General features: G+C 72.5%; 14 protein-coding genes. 7 read left to right on the top strand and 7 right to left on the bottom strand.

Going from position 1 to position 13,566, the window contains the following annotated elements; translation table 11 throughout:
- Positions 1 to 18: 18 nt before the first annotated feature.
- Complete coding sequence (locus AB7F12_RS06975) at positions 19 to 816, bottom strand: LmeA family phospholipid-binding protein (RefSeq protein WP_428500113.1); 798 nt, start codon at positions 814 to 816, stop codon at positions 19 to 21.
- Positions 817 to 1,094: 278 nt separating this feature from the next.
- Between AB7F12_RS06975 and AB7F12_RS06970 the strand changes: the two genes are divergently transcribed.
- The 6 genes from AB7F12_RS06970 to pstB all read left to right on the top strand — a co-directional run bounded on the left by AB7F12_RS06970 (position 1,095) and on the right by pstB (position 7,009).
- On the top strand, positions 1,095 to 1,856 hold the full coding sequence (locus tag AB7F12_RS06970; RefSeq protein ID WP_428500114.1) for a winged helix-turn-helix transcriptional regulator: 762 nt from the start codon (positions 1,095 to 1,097) through the stop codon (positions 1,854 to 1,856).
- Between the two features lie 30 nt (positions 1,857 to 1,886).
- The gene (gene mshD / locus AB7F12_RS06965) at positions 1,887 to 2,795 is read left to right on the top strand and encodes a mycothiol synthase (protein WP_428500116.1); all 909 of its coding nucleotides are present in this window, start codon (positions 1,887 to 1,889) and stop codon (positions 2,793 to 2,795) included.
- 217 nt (positions 2,796 to 3,012) lie between these two features.
- Entirely contained in the window at positions 3,013 to 4,128 is a 1,116-nt protein-coding gene (pstS, locus tag AB7F12_RS06960; protein ID WP_428500117.1) for a phosphate ABC transporter substrate-binding protein PstS, read from the top strand.
- Positions 4,129 to 4,240: 112 nt separating this feature from the next.
- Positions 4,241 to 5,311, top strand: a complete 1,071-nt coding sequence (gene pstC, locus AB7F12_RS06955) for a phosphate ABC transporter permease subunit PstC (RefSeq protein ID WP_428500118.1) — start codon at positions 4,241 to 4,243, stop codon at positions 5,309 to 5,311.
- Entirely contained in the window at positions 5,308 to 6,219 is a 912-nt protein-coding gene (gene pstA / locus AB7F12_RS06950; protein ID WP_428500119.1) for a phosphate ABC transporter permease PstA, read from the top strand. The genes pstC and pstA overlap by 4 nt, the downstream gene beginning before the upstream one ends.
- A 13-nt stretch (positions 6,220 to 6,232) precedes the next feature.
- On the top strand, positions 6,233 to 7,009 hold the full coding sequence (pstB, locus tag AB7F12_RS06945) for a phosphate ABC transporter ATP-binding protein PstB (protein WP_428500120.1): 777 nt from the start codon (positions 6,233 to 6,235) through the stop codon (positions 7,007 to 7,009).
- A 67-nt stretch (positions 7,010 to 7,076) separates the two neighbouring features.
- Here the strand turns inward: pstB and phoU (AB7F12_RS06940) are convergent, their stop codons facing one another.
- The 4 genes from phoU (AB7F12_RS06940) to AB7F12_RS06925 all read right to left on the bottom strand — a co-directional run bounded on the left by phoU (AB7F12_RS06940) (position 7,077) and on the right by AB7F12_RS06925 (position 10,143).
- Positions 7,077 to 7,733: a phosphate signaling complex protein PhoU gene (gene phoU, locus AB7F12_RS06940; protein WP_428500121.1), complete on the bottom strand. Its 657-nt coding sequence runs from the start codon at positions 7,731 to 7,733 to the stop codon at positions 7,077 to 7,079.
- 77 nt (positions 7,734 to 7,810) lie between these two features.
- The gene (locus AB7F12_RS06935; RefSeq protein WP_428516323.1) at positions 7,811 to 8,020 is read right to left on the bottom strand and encodes a dodecin; all 210 of its coding nucleotides are present in this window, start codon (positions 8,018 to 8,020) and stop codon (positions 7,811 to 7,813) included.
- A 62-nt stretch (positions 8,021 to 8,082) separates the two neighbouring features.
- The gene (phoU, locus tag AB7F12_RS06930) at positions 8,083 to 8,739 is read right to left on the bottom strand and encodes a phosphate signaling complex protein PhoU (protein WP_428497665.1); all 657 of its coding nucleotides are present in this window, start codon (positions 8,737 to 8,739) and stop codon (positions 8,083 to 8,085) included.
- A 102-nt stretch (positions 8,740 to 8,841) separates the two neighbouring features.
- A complete protein-coding gene (locus AB7F12_RS06925; RefSeq protein WP_428497664.1) occupies positions 8,842 to 10,143 on the bottom strand; it encodes an LCP family protein in 1,302 nt (433 codons plus the stop codon).
- A 234-nt stretch (positions 10,144 to 10,377) separates the two neighbouring features.
- Here AB7F12_RS06925 and AB7F12_RS06920 point away from each other — a divergent pair, with 234 nt between their 5' ends.
- Positions 10,378 to 10,500 carry a hypothetical protein gene (locus tag AB7F12_RS06920; protein WP_428497663.1) on the top strand — a complete coding sequence of 41 codons (123 nt, stop codon included), beginning with the start codon at positions 10,378 to 10,380 and terminating at the stop codon, positions 10,498 to 10,500.
- 897 nt (positions 10,501 to 11,397) lie between these two features.
- On the opposite strand, the gene AB7F12_RS06915 is transcribed toward AB7F12_RS06920, so the two are convergent.
- Together AB7F12_RS06915 and dusB are read right to left on the bottom strand one after the other, a co-directional pair.
- Positions 11,398 to 12,234, bottom strand: a complete 837-nt coding sequence (locus tag AB7F12_RS06915; RefSeq protein ID WP_428497662.1) for a GGDEF domain-containing protein — start codon at positions 12,232 to 12,234, stop codon at positions 11,398 to 11,400.
- 134 nt (positions 12,235 to 12,368) lie between these two features.
- Positions 12,369 to 13,559, bottom strand: coding sequence for a tRNA dihydrouridine synthase DusB (gene dusB, locus AB7F12_RS06910; RefSeq protein WP_428497661.1), 1,191 nt, complete (start codon positions 13,557 to 13,559; stop codon positions 12,369 to 12,371).
- Positions 13,560 to 13,566: the final 7 nt, after the last annotated feature.

The raw sequence follows: 13,566 nt of genomic DNA, 5'->3' as shown, positions 1-13,566 counted from the left end.
CCTGCCGACGGCATTCCGTCACTGCGCCAGCGGGGACGCTCCACCGATCGTCATGTTCTCGACGGTGCCGCTGATCTCGATCGTGCCGTCGCGCGGGCGCAGCAGCCGGGGCGTCACCTCGAAGGGCAGCGTGCCGGGGCTGATGCGCATCGTGAAGCGCTCGTTGAGCGAGCGGACGAGGGCGGCGGGCAGGGGGACGCGGTCGCCGTGGCCGTCGTCGACGCGGAAGTCGTGCGGCACGATCAGGATGTCGCGCCCGTCGAGCAGGAACGACGCGATGACCGAGACCTCCTTCTCGCCCAGCACCGGGAGGTCGATGGTGCCGACGACCCGTGCCGACGAGTCGAGGTCCACGCCCAGCAGGGACGAGGACGCACCCTCGTCGACGAGGTCGGTGAGGGTGTTGCGGTCGATGTTGTCGATGCGCATCTTGGTGACACCGGGCATCAGCCGCTGCAGGTCGTCGGCGTCGATGCGGACGGTCCCGTCGGCCTCGGCGACTGTGAACGTCTTCGGGCCCGACCCGAGCAGCATCGACAGGGGGGCGTCGACGTCGCGCAGCTGCGCGCGGACCTCGACCTCGCGCAGCGGGCCGACCGACAGGTGGGTCGCGGTGACGTCGATGCTGCGGTACTCGCCCGAGATCGCCTGGGTGAGGAACGGGAACCCGTTGATGCGGACGTCCGGGTCGTCGGTGAGGGCGAGCTGCGTGCGCATCTGCCGCGACACCGCGGACTCGGCGAATGCGGCCGTGCCGTAGTCGGCGGCGAGGGCGAGGCCGACCAGCACGACCAGCGCGATGAGCAGGCGCTTCACTCCGACCTCCGACCCGGACGAACCAACCTGTCGACGGTAGTGGGCGTGCCCGGCACGGCCCCGGTTGGCCCCCTCCGACGGAGGTGGGCGGCCCGTGAGGTGCGCCGCGATCTCCGGACACCGCGCAGCCGGACCGATATGGTTCGAGCGTTGCGTGTGGGCCCGGCCGGGTCGCGCGGAGGCGGGCACCGGGCGGACCGGCCCCCGCCGCCACGGGTCGGGCGACATGTGCGACATGCCGGTGGCCTGGTCGCGCCCCCGGCGGAGAGGAGCCGGCGGTGGAACTCCTGCTGCTCACTACGGACCCCGATCCGGGGTCGGTCCTGCCCGCGTTGACGTTGCTGCCGCACGGGGTGCGCACGGCCGCCCCCGAGGTGGCGGCCCTGCTCGACGCCGGCCCCCACGACGCGGTGCTCGTCGACGCCCGCACCGACCTCGTCGCCGCGCGCAGCCTGTGCCGCCTGCTGGGCAGCACGGGGACCGACGTCCCCGTCGTCGCCATCCTCACCGAGGGCGGGCTGGTCGCCGTGTCCTCGGAGTGGGCCGTCGACGAGATCCTGCTGCCGGGTGCGGGCCCGGCGGAGGTCGACGCGCGGCTGCGGTTGCTGCGGGCCCGTCCCGGCGGCGACGCCGCGACCACCGGCGGGGCGCTGGTCCTGGGCGAGCTGGTGATCGACGAGGCGACGTACTCGGCGCGGCTGCGGGGCCGCCTGCTCGAGCTGACCTACAAGGAGTTCGAGCTGCTCAAGTATCTCGCGCAGCACGCGGGCCGGGTGTTCACCCGGGCCCAGCTGCTGCAGGAGGTGTGGGGTTACGACTTCTTCGGCGGCACCCGCACCGTCGACGTGCACGTGCGGCGGCTGCGCGCCAAGCTCGGCACCGAGCACGAGCAGATGATCGGCACCGTGCGCAACGTCGGCTACAAGTTCGTCCGGCCCGCGCGCGGCGCGATGGGGGTGGCCGTCGGCGGGCTCGAGGAACAGGCCGACGACGACGAGGAGGGGCACCTGGCCCCGGAGTCGGTGTCGCGCCACAGCTGAGCCGCTGGCAGCCCGCGTAGGGTTCGTCACATGACCGGAACCGCCTCACCGTCCACGTCGGACCGCATCGGCGACGAGGACGCCGCGGCGGTCCGGGCGCTCGTCGACGCGGCCGCGCAGGCCGACGGGATCGCCCCCGTGTCGGAGCAGATCCTGATCAACCTGCGCCACGGCGGCCCCGGGATCCTGCACGTCCTGGCACGGGCCGGCGGTGGGGCCGGGTCCGTCGCCGGGTACGCGCAGCTCGACACGTCGGGCGACGGGGCGGCGACGGCGGAGCTCGTCGTCGACCCGCGGTCGCGGCGGCAGGGGATCGGCACGGTGCTGGTCGACGAGGTCGTCGCCCGGGCCGGCGGTCCGGTCGAGGTGTGGGCGCACGGCGAGCACCCGGGCGCGGCCCGCCTCGCGGCCACGCATGACATGGCGAAGGTCCGGGAGCTGTGGCAGATGCGTCGCGAGCTGACCGAGCCGCTGCCCGCCGCGGCCTTCCCCGAGGGCGTGGAGCTGCGTGCCTACGAGCCCGGTCGCGACGAGGCGGAGTTCCTGCGCGTCAACAACGCGGCGTTCGACTGGCACCCCGAGCAGGGCGGTTGGACACACGAGCAGGTCGCTCGGCGGGAGGCGGAGCCGTGGTTCGACCCCGCCGGGTTCCTGCTGGCCGTCGAGGGCGACCGGCTGCTGGGCTACCACTGGACGAAGGTCCATCCGGCCGGCCCGGAGGGGCCCGCGATCGGTGAGGTGTACGTCCTGGGGGTCGACCCGGCGGCGCAGGGCAGGCGCCTCGGTGGCGCCCTGACGATCGCGGGGCTGGAACACCTGCGGTCGCAGGGTCTCGACGCCGTCATGCTCTACGTGGAGTCCGACAACGACCCCGCGGTGGCGGTGTACCGGCGGCTCGGCTTCACCCCGTGGCGCGTCCACTCGATGTACCGCAACTGATCGTCGTTCACCGTGGCGCAACCCGGATCCGGGCTGTGTCGGCGCAGGTCAACCCGGTCCCCATGATCACGATCGGGTAGTGATTCCGGGCACGCCCTGTGATGTGTTCATTCCTCGTTCATCTGATCAGGGTCGGCTGGCCACCCGGCCTGCCTACCGTCCTCCGCGAACGGCCGCCCCGAGCCGTGCAAGCGTGATCCAAGCGGAGGAAATTCCAGTGAAGCTCCAGCGCCACGGGCTCGTGGTCGCACTGGCGGCGGCGGGCGCGATCCTGCTTGCCGCATGTGGCAGCGACCCCAACGCCGGCGGCTCGGGTGCCGGCGGGACGTCGTCGGCGAACTCGCCGGCCGTCGACTGCAACGGCAAGGCCGGCCTGACCGCGGAGGGCTCCTCGGCCCAGAAGAACGCGATGGACGTGTTCGCGCAGGCCTACCAGGCCAAGTGCGCGAACAGCAAGATTGCCTACAACCCGACCGGCTCGGGCGCGGGCGTCAAGCAGTTCACCGCCGGTCTCGTCGACTTCGGCGGTTCGGACTCGGCGCTCAGCTCCACCGAGACCGGCCCCGCCGCGACCCGCTGCCAGAGCAACCCGGCGTGGAACCTCCCGCTGGTGTTCGGTCCCGTCGCGATCGCCTACAACGTCGCCGGCGCCGACTCGCTCACCCTCGACGGCGAGGTCGCCGCGAAGATCTTCAACGGTCAGATCAAGAGCTGGAACGACCCGGCCATCGCCGCGCTGAACAGCGGCGTCACCCTGCCGGCCACGCCCGTCAACGTCGTCTTCCGTTCCGACGACTCGGGCACCACCGACAACTTCCAGAAGTACCTGAAGGCCTCCTCGAAGGGCGCCTGGACCCAGGACGCCGGCAAGAAGTTCACCGGTGGCGTCGGCTCCGGTGCGCAGGGCTCCGCGGGTGTCGCGCAGGCCATCGCCGCGACCGAGGGTTCCATCGGCTACGTCGAGCTGTCGTTCGCGCAGGACAACAAGCTGGGCATGGCCAAGATCGACAGCGGTTCGGGTCCGGTCGAGCTGACCGACGCCAACGTCGGCAAGGCCATCGCGGGCGTCACCGTCACCGGCCAGGGCAACGACCTGACCCTCGACCTGACCAAGACCTACGCGCAGCCCCCGGCCGGTTCGTACCCGCTCTTCCTGGCGACCTACGAGATCGTCTGCTCGAAGGGCTACGACGCCGCCACGGCGACCGCCGTCAAGTCGTTCCTGACGGTCGCCGCCACCGACGGCCAGGCCAACCTCGCCGCCGCCGGCTACGCGCCGCTGCCGGCCGAGTTCCAGCAGAAGCTGCTGACCGCGATCCAGGCCATCGCCTGACCTTCGCCCACTGGCAGAATCACGGAGGCGACGCCATGAGCGAGCGCGAGCGAGCGATCGATCAGTACAGCGCGTGCGCGAAGCGCCGCCCGAGCTCCGGCGAGGGCGCGCGATGAGCGACCCGACCGTGACGGACGGCCCCACCGGCACCGGCGAGCCCGGTGACCGGTGGGGCGGTTCCGTCTCCGCAGCAGTTCCGGAGGCCGGCATTCCTCCCAGCGAACCGCCCGCCCCCGACCAGGGCACGGCCGGCGCGACATTCGTCCAGCGTGGCGACCGGATCTTCCGGTTCCTCGCGACGGGATCGGGTGCCTTCGTCGTCGCGCTCATCGGGGCGATCGGCCTGTTCCTGCTGATCCAGGCGGTCCCTCCGCTCCTGCAGAACAACGCCAACTTCCTCACCAGCCGGCAGTTCGAGGCCGGCGACCCGAACAACCTGCACTTCGGGATCCTCGACCTGCTGCTCGTCACCGTCGAGGTGTCGCTGTTCGCGCTGGTCCTGGCGATGCCCATCGGGCTGGGCATCGCCCTGTTCCTCACCCAGTACGCGCCGGCCAAGGTCGCCCGGCCGTTCGGCTACCTGGTCGACCTGCTGGCGGCCGTGCCGTCGATCATCTTCGGTCTGTGGGGCCTGTTCGTCCTGGCGCCGGCGATCCAGCCGTTCGCGCTGTGGCTGCAGAACACCCTGGGCTGGTTCTTCCTGTTCTCCCCGGGCAACGTGCAGATCGCCGGTGCGACGATCTTCACCGCCGGCATCGTGCTCGCGGTGATGATCCTGCCGATCATCACCGCCATCAGCCGTGAGGTGTTCCAGCGCACCCCCCGCGCGCACATCGAGGCGGCGCTCGCGCTCGGTGCCACCAAGTGGGAGGTCGTGCGGATGACGGTGTGGCCCTTCGGTCGTGCCGGCTACGTCAGCGCCTCGATGCTCGGCCTCGGCCGGGCCCTCGGCGAGACCATCGCCCTGATGATCATCCTGGCGGCCACGCCCGCGATCTTCACGGGCAGCCTCTTCGACGGCGGTGCCACGTTCGCGTCGAAGATCGCCCTGTCGTTCGCCGAGCTCAACAACAACCTCTCGGCGGGCGCGTTCATCGCGGCCGGTCTCGTCCTGTTCGTGCTGACGTTCCTCGTCAACGCGGCCGCCCGCTGGGTCATCGCGCGCTCGGGAGCCAAGGCATGAGCACCACCGTCGACCTCGACACGTCCGCGACCGCGCCGACCTTCACCGGCATCAGCGCCGGCCGCAAGGCGCGCAACAGCGTTGCGACCGTCCTGATGACCCTCGCGTTCCTGATTGCGCTCGTGCCGCTGGTGTGGGTCATCTGGACCGTCGTCAGCCAGGGCGCCGCCGCGATCGCGAGCTCCACGTGGTGGTCGCAGTCGCTCAACGGCCTGCTCGCCCGCCAGGAGGGCGGCGGCGCGTACCACGCGATCGTCGGCACCCTGCTCCAAGGCCTCGTCTGCGCGATCATCGCGACGCCCATCGGCAGCATGGTCGCGATCTACCTGGTCGAGTACGGCGCAGGCACCCGGCTCGCCCGGGCCACGACGTTCATGGTCGACATCCTGACCGGTGTCCCGTCGATCGTCGCCGCGCTGTTCGTCTACGCGGTCTGGATCTCGATCTTCGGGCTGCCCCGCAGCGCCTTCGCGGTCTCGCTCGCGCTCGTCCTGCTCATGCTGCCCGTCGTCGTGCGGTCGACCGAGGAGATGCTGCGCATCGTCCCCGACGACCTGCGCGAGGCGTCGTACGCACTCGGCGTGCCCAAATGGAAGACGATCATGAAGGTCGTCATCCCCACGGCACTCTCGGGCATGCTCACCGGCATCGTGCTCGCGCTCGCCCGCGTCATGGGCGAGACCGCGCCCGTGCTGATCCTGGTCGCGTACGCGCCCTACATCAACTTCGACATCTTCGGCGGCAACATGGCATCGCTGCCGCTCATGATGACGGTCGAGCGGAGCAACCCCACCGACGCCGGCGCCGACCGGCTCTGGGGTGCGGCCATCACCCTGATCCTGATCATCACGATCTTCCAGCTCCTGGCGGCCTTCCTGTCCAAGGTCACCGCCCCCAAGACCAAGTGAGAGAGGGCCTCCGGTGGCCAAGCGTCTGGACCTGAAGGACGTCGACATCTACTACGGCAAGTTCCATGCCGTCGACGGCGTCAGCCTCTCCGTCGCCCCCCGCAGCGTCACGGCCTTCATCGGCCCGTCCGGCTGCGGGAAGTCAACGGTGCTGCGCACCCTGAACCGCATGCACGAGGTCATCCCCGGCGCCCGCGTCGACGGGGAGATCCTGCTCGACGGCGAGAACATCTACGGCTCGTCGGTCGACCCGGTGAGCGTGCGCCGCACCATCGGCATGGTGTTCCAGCGGCCCAACCCGTTCCCGACGATGTCGATCCGCGACAACGTCGTGGCCGGGCTGAAGCTGCAGGGCCGCAAGAGCAAGAAGGACCTCGACGAGGTCGCCGAGCGCGCCCTGCGCGGCGCGAACCTGTGGAACGAGGTCAAGGACCGGCTCACCAAGCCGGGCGGCGGGCTCTCCGGTGGCCAGCAGCAACGGCTCTGCATCGCCCGCGCGATCGCGGTGCAGCCCGAGGTCCTGCTCATGGACGAGCCGTGCTCCGCGCTCGACCCCATCTCGACCCTCGCCATCGAGGACCTGATCTCCGAGCTCAAGACCGACTACACGATCGTCATCGTCACGCACAACATGCAGCAGGCCGCCCGCGTCAGCGACCAGACGGCCTTCTTCAACCTGCGCGCGACCGGTGAGCCCGGCCGGCTGGTGGAGATCGACGAGACGCCGAAGATGTTCTCCAACCCCACCCAGCAGGCCACCGAGGACTACATCTCCGGCCGCTTCGGCTGAGCCACGGCCCGGTTCCGGCCGGGCCCCGGCACAGCCGTGCGCGCAGGAGACCGCGAGAGGCGGCGGGTCAGATCGGGAGGGGGTCGGGCCCGCCGCCGACCACGGCATGGATGGTGCGCCTCGCCACCGCCACGGCGTGGTCGGCGTACCGCTCGTAGAACCGGGCCAGCAGCGTCAGATCCACCGCCGCCGTCACCTCGTGCGGCCAGCTGCGGTCCATGAGGACGGCGAACACCTCACGGTGCAGCTGGTCCATCTCGTCGTCGTCGCCGTCGAGCTCGGCGGCGAGCAGCACGTTACCCGTCCGAAGCACATCGGATGCCTTGAGCGCCATGGCGATCGCCGTGTCGGCCATGCGCTCCAGCAGCGGGTGGACCTCGCTCGGGACCGGGGACGCCGGGTGCCTGCGCCGTGCCGACTTCGCGACGTGCTCGGCGAGGTCGCCCATCCGCTCGATGTCGTCGGCCACGTGGATGACCGCGAGGGCCCGGCGCAGATCCGTCGCCACCGGTTGCTGCAGCGCGAGCAGCGAGACGGCTTGCTCCGCGACCTCGTCGCGGCACGCGTCGATCGCCGCGTCCCCCGCGATCACCCGTTCGGCCAGCCGCATCCTGCCGTCGAGGCAGGCGGTGGTCGCATCGCGCATCGCCTGGGCGACGTCGCGGGTCATCACGGCGAGCCGGCCCGTCAGCTGGGTCAGCTGCATCTGCAGCGCATCACGCACCGCAACAACCTAGGAAACAGACATCGCCGCCCGCTGTGTTCGGGATGAACGACGGGTGAACGAGCGGGGTCGACAGGTCAGTCGTCCAGCCGGAACCCCACCTTCAGCCCCACCTGGTAGTAGTCGACGCCACCCTCGGCGAGGTGCCCGCGGATCTCGGTGACCTCGAACCAGTCCAGGTTGCGCACCGTCTCCGACGCGCGTGCCACCCCGCTGCTGATCGCCTCTTCCACGCTCGTGGTGGAGGTCCCGACGATCTCGGTCACGCGATACACGTTGCTCGACATGACCGATGTGTCCCCGAACCGGTCCCGCGCCAAACGGCGGGACCGGCCCGGGGTGGGGCCGGTCAGACGGTGAGCGGGCCCGGCATCTGGCCGGTGACCACGTACACGATCCGGCGTGCCACCGCGACCGCGTGGTCGGCGTAGCGCTCGTAGAACCGGGCCAGCAGCGTCACGTCGACGGCCGCGGCCACGCCGTGGTCCCAGTCGCGGTCCATCAGCACGGTGAACATGTGCCGGTGGAGGTCGTCCATCGCGTCGTCGTCGGTCTCGAGCTCGGCCGCCGCGGCGAGGTCGCGGCTGCGGATGACGGCGGCCGCCTTCCTGGCCAGCTCCACACCGACGCGGCCCATCTCGGAGAAGTACGGGGCGATCTCGTCGGGCAGCACGGGCTGCGGGTGGCGGCGGCGGGCCGCCTGCGCCACGTGCAGCGCCAGATCGCCCATCCGCTCGATGTCGCCGGCGCCGTGGATGGCCGACACGACGATCCGCAGGTCGGTCGCCACCGGCGCCTGCAGCGCGAGCAACGCGAACGCCTGCTCCTCGGCCTTGTCCCGGATGCCGTCGATGCCGGTGTCCTCGGAGATGACCTCCTCGGCCAGCTGGAGGTCGGCGGTCAGGAGGGCGCGTGTCGCCTTGTCCAGCGCGGCCGCCACCCTGTCGCACATGTCCGCCAGCCGGTTGGCCAGCTCGTCGAGTTGTTCCTGGTAGTGGTCACGCATACCGGAAAGCCTACGGTGAAGCGTCCTCCGGGTCCGATCCTGACGGTGAACCCACGGTGAACGATCGCGGTCCCCGCCCTGCTCAGGCGGCCCGGTCGCCCCTCAGGAGCACGCGCCCGACACCGGACCCGGCGCCGGCCCGCCCGCCGGGGTCGGAGGGATCGCCCGGATCGTCCCGTCGAACGAGTCGCCCAGGACGAGCTGCAGCACACCGCTCGCCGTCGCGTCGGGAACCGACCGTGCCGACGGCACCGCCGACGCCACCCCCTGGGCCTCCGCCGACCGGTCCGGCGAGAACCGGATCACCGTGTCCGTCGCCGGTCGCGCGGCGTTGGCCACCGACCCGATCCCGAACGTCACCGCCCGCAGCCGCGCGGCCACGTCCTGGGCCAGCCCGGTGCGCTGCGACGCGTTCAGCACGTCCACCGTGATCGTCGACGGCGCCGGCACGGCCGCGGTGCTCGCCGGCGCCGGCTCCGGGACGGGCGCGCCCGTCCGCAACGCCTTGAACAGCGCCGACGCCTCCCGGTCGCGCAGCACCGCGTTGCCCCGGGTGTTGGTCTCCGCGGCCGTCGGCACCGTGACGAACGGAGTCTCGGGGCCGATGCCGCGCAACGTCAGCGCCGCCGCGAGCAGCTGGTCGACGTCCATGCCGTCGGTCACCACCGACGTGCCCAGCACCTGCCCGAACGCGTTGCTGCCGAACGGGTTCAGCAGTGTGGACGTCGACAACGCACCGTCCAGCGCCGCTGCCAGCACCCGCTGCTGCCGGTCGACCAGACCCTCGTCACCTACCCCGTCGCCCTGCACGTGCCGTGCCCGGACGACCCCCGCGGCGGCGCCCGCGTCCAGCGTGACCGCCCCCGCCGTGGGAGCGACCGTGCCGAGCACCCCGTCGACGACCGGGCGGTCCAGGCACACCGGCAGCCCGCCGAGGGCGCCCGCCATGTCGGCGAGCCCGTCGAGCTGGACCGCCGCGAAGCCCGACACCGACAGCCCCGTCAGCTGCTGCACGACGCGCACCACACACGCCGGCCCCCCGGACCGGTACGCGGTGTCGATCGTCGTCCGCGTCTCGGCCGGGACCGTCCGGTCGAGGTAGGCCCTCGCCGCCGGGTCCCAGCCCTGGCACGGCGGCCGGTTGATCTCCAGGTTGCGCGGGAACGACAGCCGCGTCGGCGCGCCGCCGTCGGCCGGGGTGTGCGCGAGCACGATCGTGTCGGACCCCGGATCCGTCCCCGTCGTCGTGTCGACCCCCAGCAGCAGCACGTTGTGGGCGCCGGCCTGGGCGTCGGCGTCGAGCACCGCGCCCGACTCCGGGTCGAGCGCCGCCACCTGGTGGAGCCGACCGTCCAGGCCCAGCTTCGACGACCACCCCACCGTCATGGCGACGAATACGGCCACCGCCGCTGCCACCGCCGCCCAGCGCAGCCGCCGCGCCCGAGCGTCGATGTCCGGGGACCAGGGGCCGCCGGCGGCGAGCGGCTCGGGGACCTCGTCCTGGGCGGGCGGTCCGTCGTCGTCCTCGTCGTCGTCCCCCTCGGGGTCGTGCTCGGCGTCGTGCTCGCGGGGTGGGACGGGGCCGCGGTGGGCGGCCGAGAGCCGGGTCAGGCTCTCGTCGATCTTCCTGCGACGCGCATGACCGTCGTCGGGGGTGGCGAGATCGACGGGGTCGTCGGCATCCCCCTCGTCCGGAGCACCCCCGGTGTCGGCCGGGACCCGGCCGATGTCGAGTGCCTCGACCAGACCCGGTGGCAGTGAGCCCGGGGCAGGCCGCGACCCGGCCCGCTGTTCCGGGCCCGGGCGCCCGCTCGGGACGTCGTCCGTCGCCGGCGAACGGGGGGCCGCCGAGGTGGCTGCCGTCGGCGCACCACCGCCCCGCGACGAACCGGGACCGCCTGACGAACCAGGGCCCCTTGCCGGGCCGGGACCTCCTGACGGGCCGGGACCGCCTGACGGGCCGGGACCGCCTGCCGGGCCGGGACCTCCTGACGGGCCGGGACCTCCTGACGGGCCGGGAACCCCTGACGGGCCGGGAACCCCTGACGGGCCGGGAACCTGCGGAGACACAGGTCCGTGCGGTGAACCGGGGCCCGCCGCCGACCCTGGGCGCTCCGGCGGGTCGGCCGAGGGAGGCGCGGTGCGGCCCGGGCCGGCCGGCGGCCCGCCCGGGGGAGGCGGGACCGTCGGGATGGCGGTCGTCGGGATGGCGGCGGTCGGCGGCGTCGTCGGCCGGATCGACGTCGTCGGCGGACCGTCACGGGCCTCGTCGCGAGCCGGGGGCGGGCTCGGAGCGGCGGCCGAGTCGTCGACCCGCGGGTGCAGCCGCGTGAACTGCTCCGTGACGGGATCACCGCGCCGCACACCGCGGCCGACCACCGGCAGCACCGACGTGCGCGGGGCCGGCTCCTCCGCACGGGGGTCTCGCCTACGCCGATCAGCGGCGCCCCCGTCACGCGCTTCGGGGGAACCCGGCTCTAGAGGAGTACGCGGGCGGCGGCGGGCCGAGGGATCTCGCGGACGGTCCGACCCGTTCGGCACGGTCACCTCCTCGGCCAGACGCGAAAGGGCGGACCCGGCCGTGTTCGACCGAACGATCCGCCCCCGCGTCCGCCCGAGTTTACGGAGCCGACTCCCCACGACCGCCCGGGGGCGGGATCAGCCAGTGGTGCGGACCGGCTGCGGGATGGACCGCCGCCGCGACGCCGGACCCGCCAGCCGCACCAACCCGGTGCGCTCCGACCGGTACGCGACGGCGTTGCGGCCCGCCTGCTTCGCCGTGTACAGGTGCGCGTCGGCGGCACCGATGAGCCGCTCGACGTCGGTGGGCCGGCTGTCGGAATACGCGACGCCGATGCTCACCGTGACCCGGAGGTCGCCGTGCAGCTCGTGCCACGGATGCTGCGCGACCCGCTCCCGGGCCGCCTCGCACCAGCGCACCGCGTCGGCCAGCACCCGGCCCGGCATGACGAGCGCGAACTCCTCACCGCCGTAGCGGGCGCAGAACGCGCCGTCGGGCAGCGCCGCGTCGAGCTCGGAGACCATGCGCTGCAGCACCCGGTCGCCCAGCAGATGGCCGTGGGTGTCGTTGACCAGTTTGAAATGGTCGATGTCGGCCAGCGCCACGCAGATACCTGCGGTGCGGACCGTGTCGTCGCCCAGGTCGGCGAGTTCGGTGAGCAGCGCGTCGAGCCGCTCGTCGAGATAGCGACGGTTGTAGCTCGCCGTCAGGCTGTCGCGGCGGCTCTGCTCCCGGGCCTCGGCGTGCTCGCGGCGCAACCGGTCCAGCTCGTCGGGCGCCGCCGTCGCGCTGCCCGCCAGGTGGTGCAGGCGGACCGCCGCCCGCAGATGCGTGTACGCCTGCTCCCACAGGCCCTGCGCGGCCAGCTTCTCGGCCTCCGCGGTGTGCCGCGCGGCGCGGGCCGCAGCCGCGGCAGGGGTCGACTCGACGTCACCGATCGGCGTCGGCCCCGCCGTCACGGTCGCGTCGCTCACGTCATCACCCCCGTCACCATGCCGATTGTCTCGTCGTGACAGGTGTGACCCTTGAGGTTTCCGGGCCTGCACAACCCGTTCGCGCCCGACTCCACACGACCGGGCGAGGACACCGGCACCGGCCGTAGAGGCGATCACCCGCCGGAATGATCCAGTTCCGCGCCGAACGGGACCGACGGGTCGCACGGGTCGTCGAGCCAGTGCTCCGGGAGCACGACACGCCCCGGCGACCCCTGCCGCCCGCGCGGCCCCTCCGCGTCCGCCGGGAACGGCTCGTCGTGGTCGAGCATCGCCAGCAGCTCGTCGAGCTCGTCGATGCTCGCCACCATGCCCAGCCGCTTCCGGACGTCCCCGCCCACCGGGAAGCCCTTCAGGTACCAGGCGATGTGCTTGCGGACGTCGCGGATGCCCTTGTGGTCGCCCATGTGCTCGCACAGCAGCACCGCGTGCCGGCGGATGGTCGCCGCGACCGTGCCCAGGTTCGGCGGCGCCGGCAACGGTCGGCCCGCGAACGCCGCCTCCAGGTCGGCGAACAGCCACGGCCTGCCCAGGCAGCCACGCCCGATCACGACACCGTCGCACCCCGTCTGCGACACCATCGCGAGCGCGTCGTCGGCGGAGAAGATGTCGCCGTTGCCCAGCACGGGCAGCTCAGCGGGCATCGCGTCGCGCAACCGGGAGATCATCGACCAGTCCGCCGTGCCCGAGTAGCGCTGCGCCGCCGTGCGCGCGTGCAGCGCGACCGCCGACACCCCGCAGTCCCGCGCGATCCGGGCCGCCTCGAGGAACGTGTGGTGCTCGTCGTCGATACCGATGCGCATCTTCACCGTCACCGGGATGCCCGCCGGCGCGGCGTTGTCCACCGCCGCGCGCACGATCCGCTCGAACAGCCGCACCTTGTACGGCAACGCCGCCCCGCCGCCCTTGCGCGTCACCTTGGGGACGGGACAGCCGAAGTTCAGGTCCAGGTGATCGGCCAGGTCGCGCTCGGCGATGACCCGCACCGCCGCCCCGATCGTCGCCGGGTCGACGCCATAGAGCTGCATCGACCGCGGGTGCTCGTCGGCGTCGAAAGCGATCATGCGGAACGTCAACGGGTTGCGCTCCACCAGGCCGCGCGACGTGATCATCTCGCACACGTAGTAGCCCGCGCCCTGCTCGCGGCACAGCCGCCGGAAACCGGGGTTGGTGATCCCGGCCATCGGTGCCAGCACCACCGGGGTGTCGACGGAGAACTTCCCGATACGCAGCGGCGGCAGCACCGGCGTCGGGGCCGGTGCTGCCGTCGCGGTCGCCGGGCGGGCGACGAGGTCCTGCACACTCACCCGGCCG

This window comes from Pseudonocardia sp. (assembly GCF_050250275.1).
Taxonomy (GTDB): domain Bacteria; phylum Actinomycetota; class Actinomycetes; order Mycobacteriales; family Pseudonocardiaceae; genus Pseudonocardia.
Note: the sequence above shows the minus strand (reverse complement) of the source record. Positions and strands in the feature narration are given on the sequence as shown.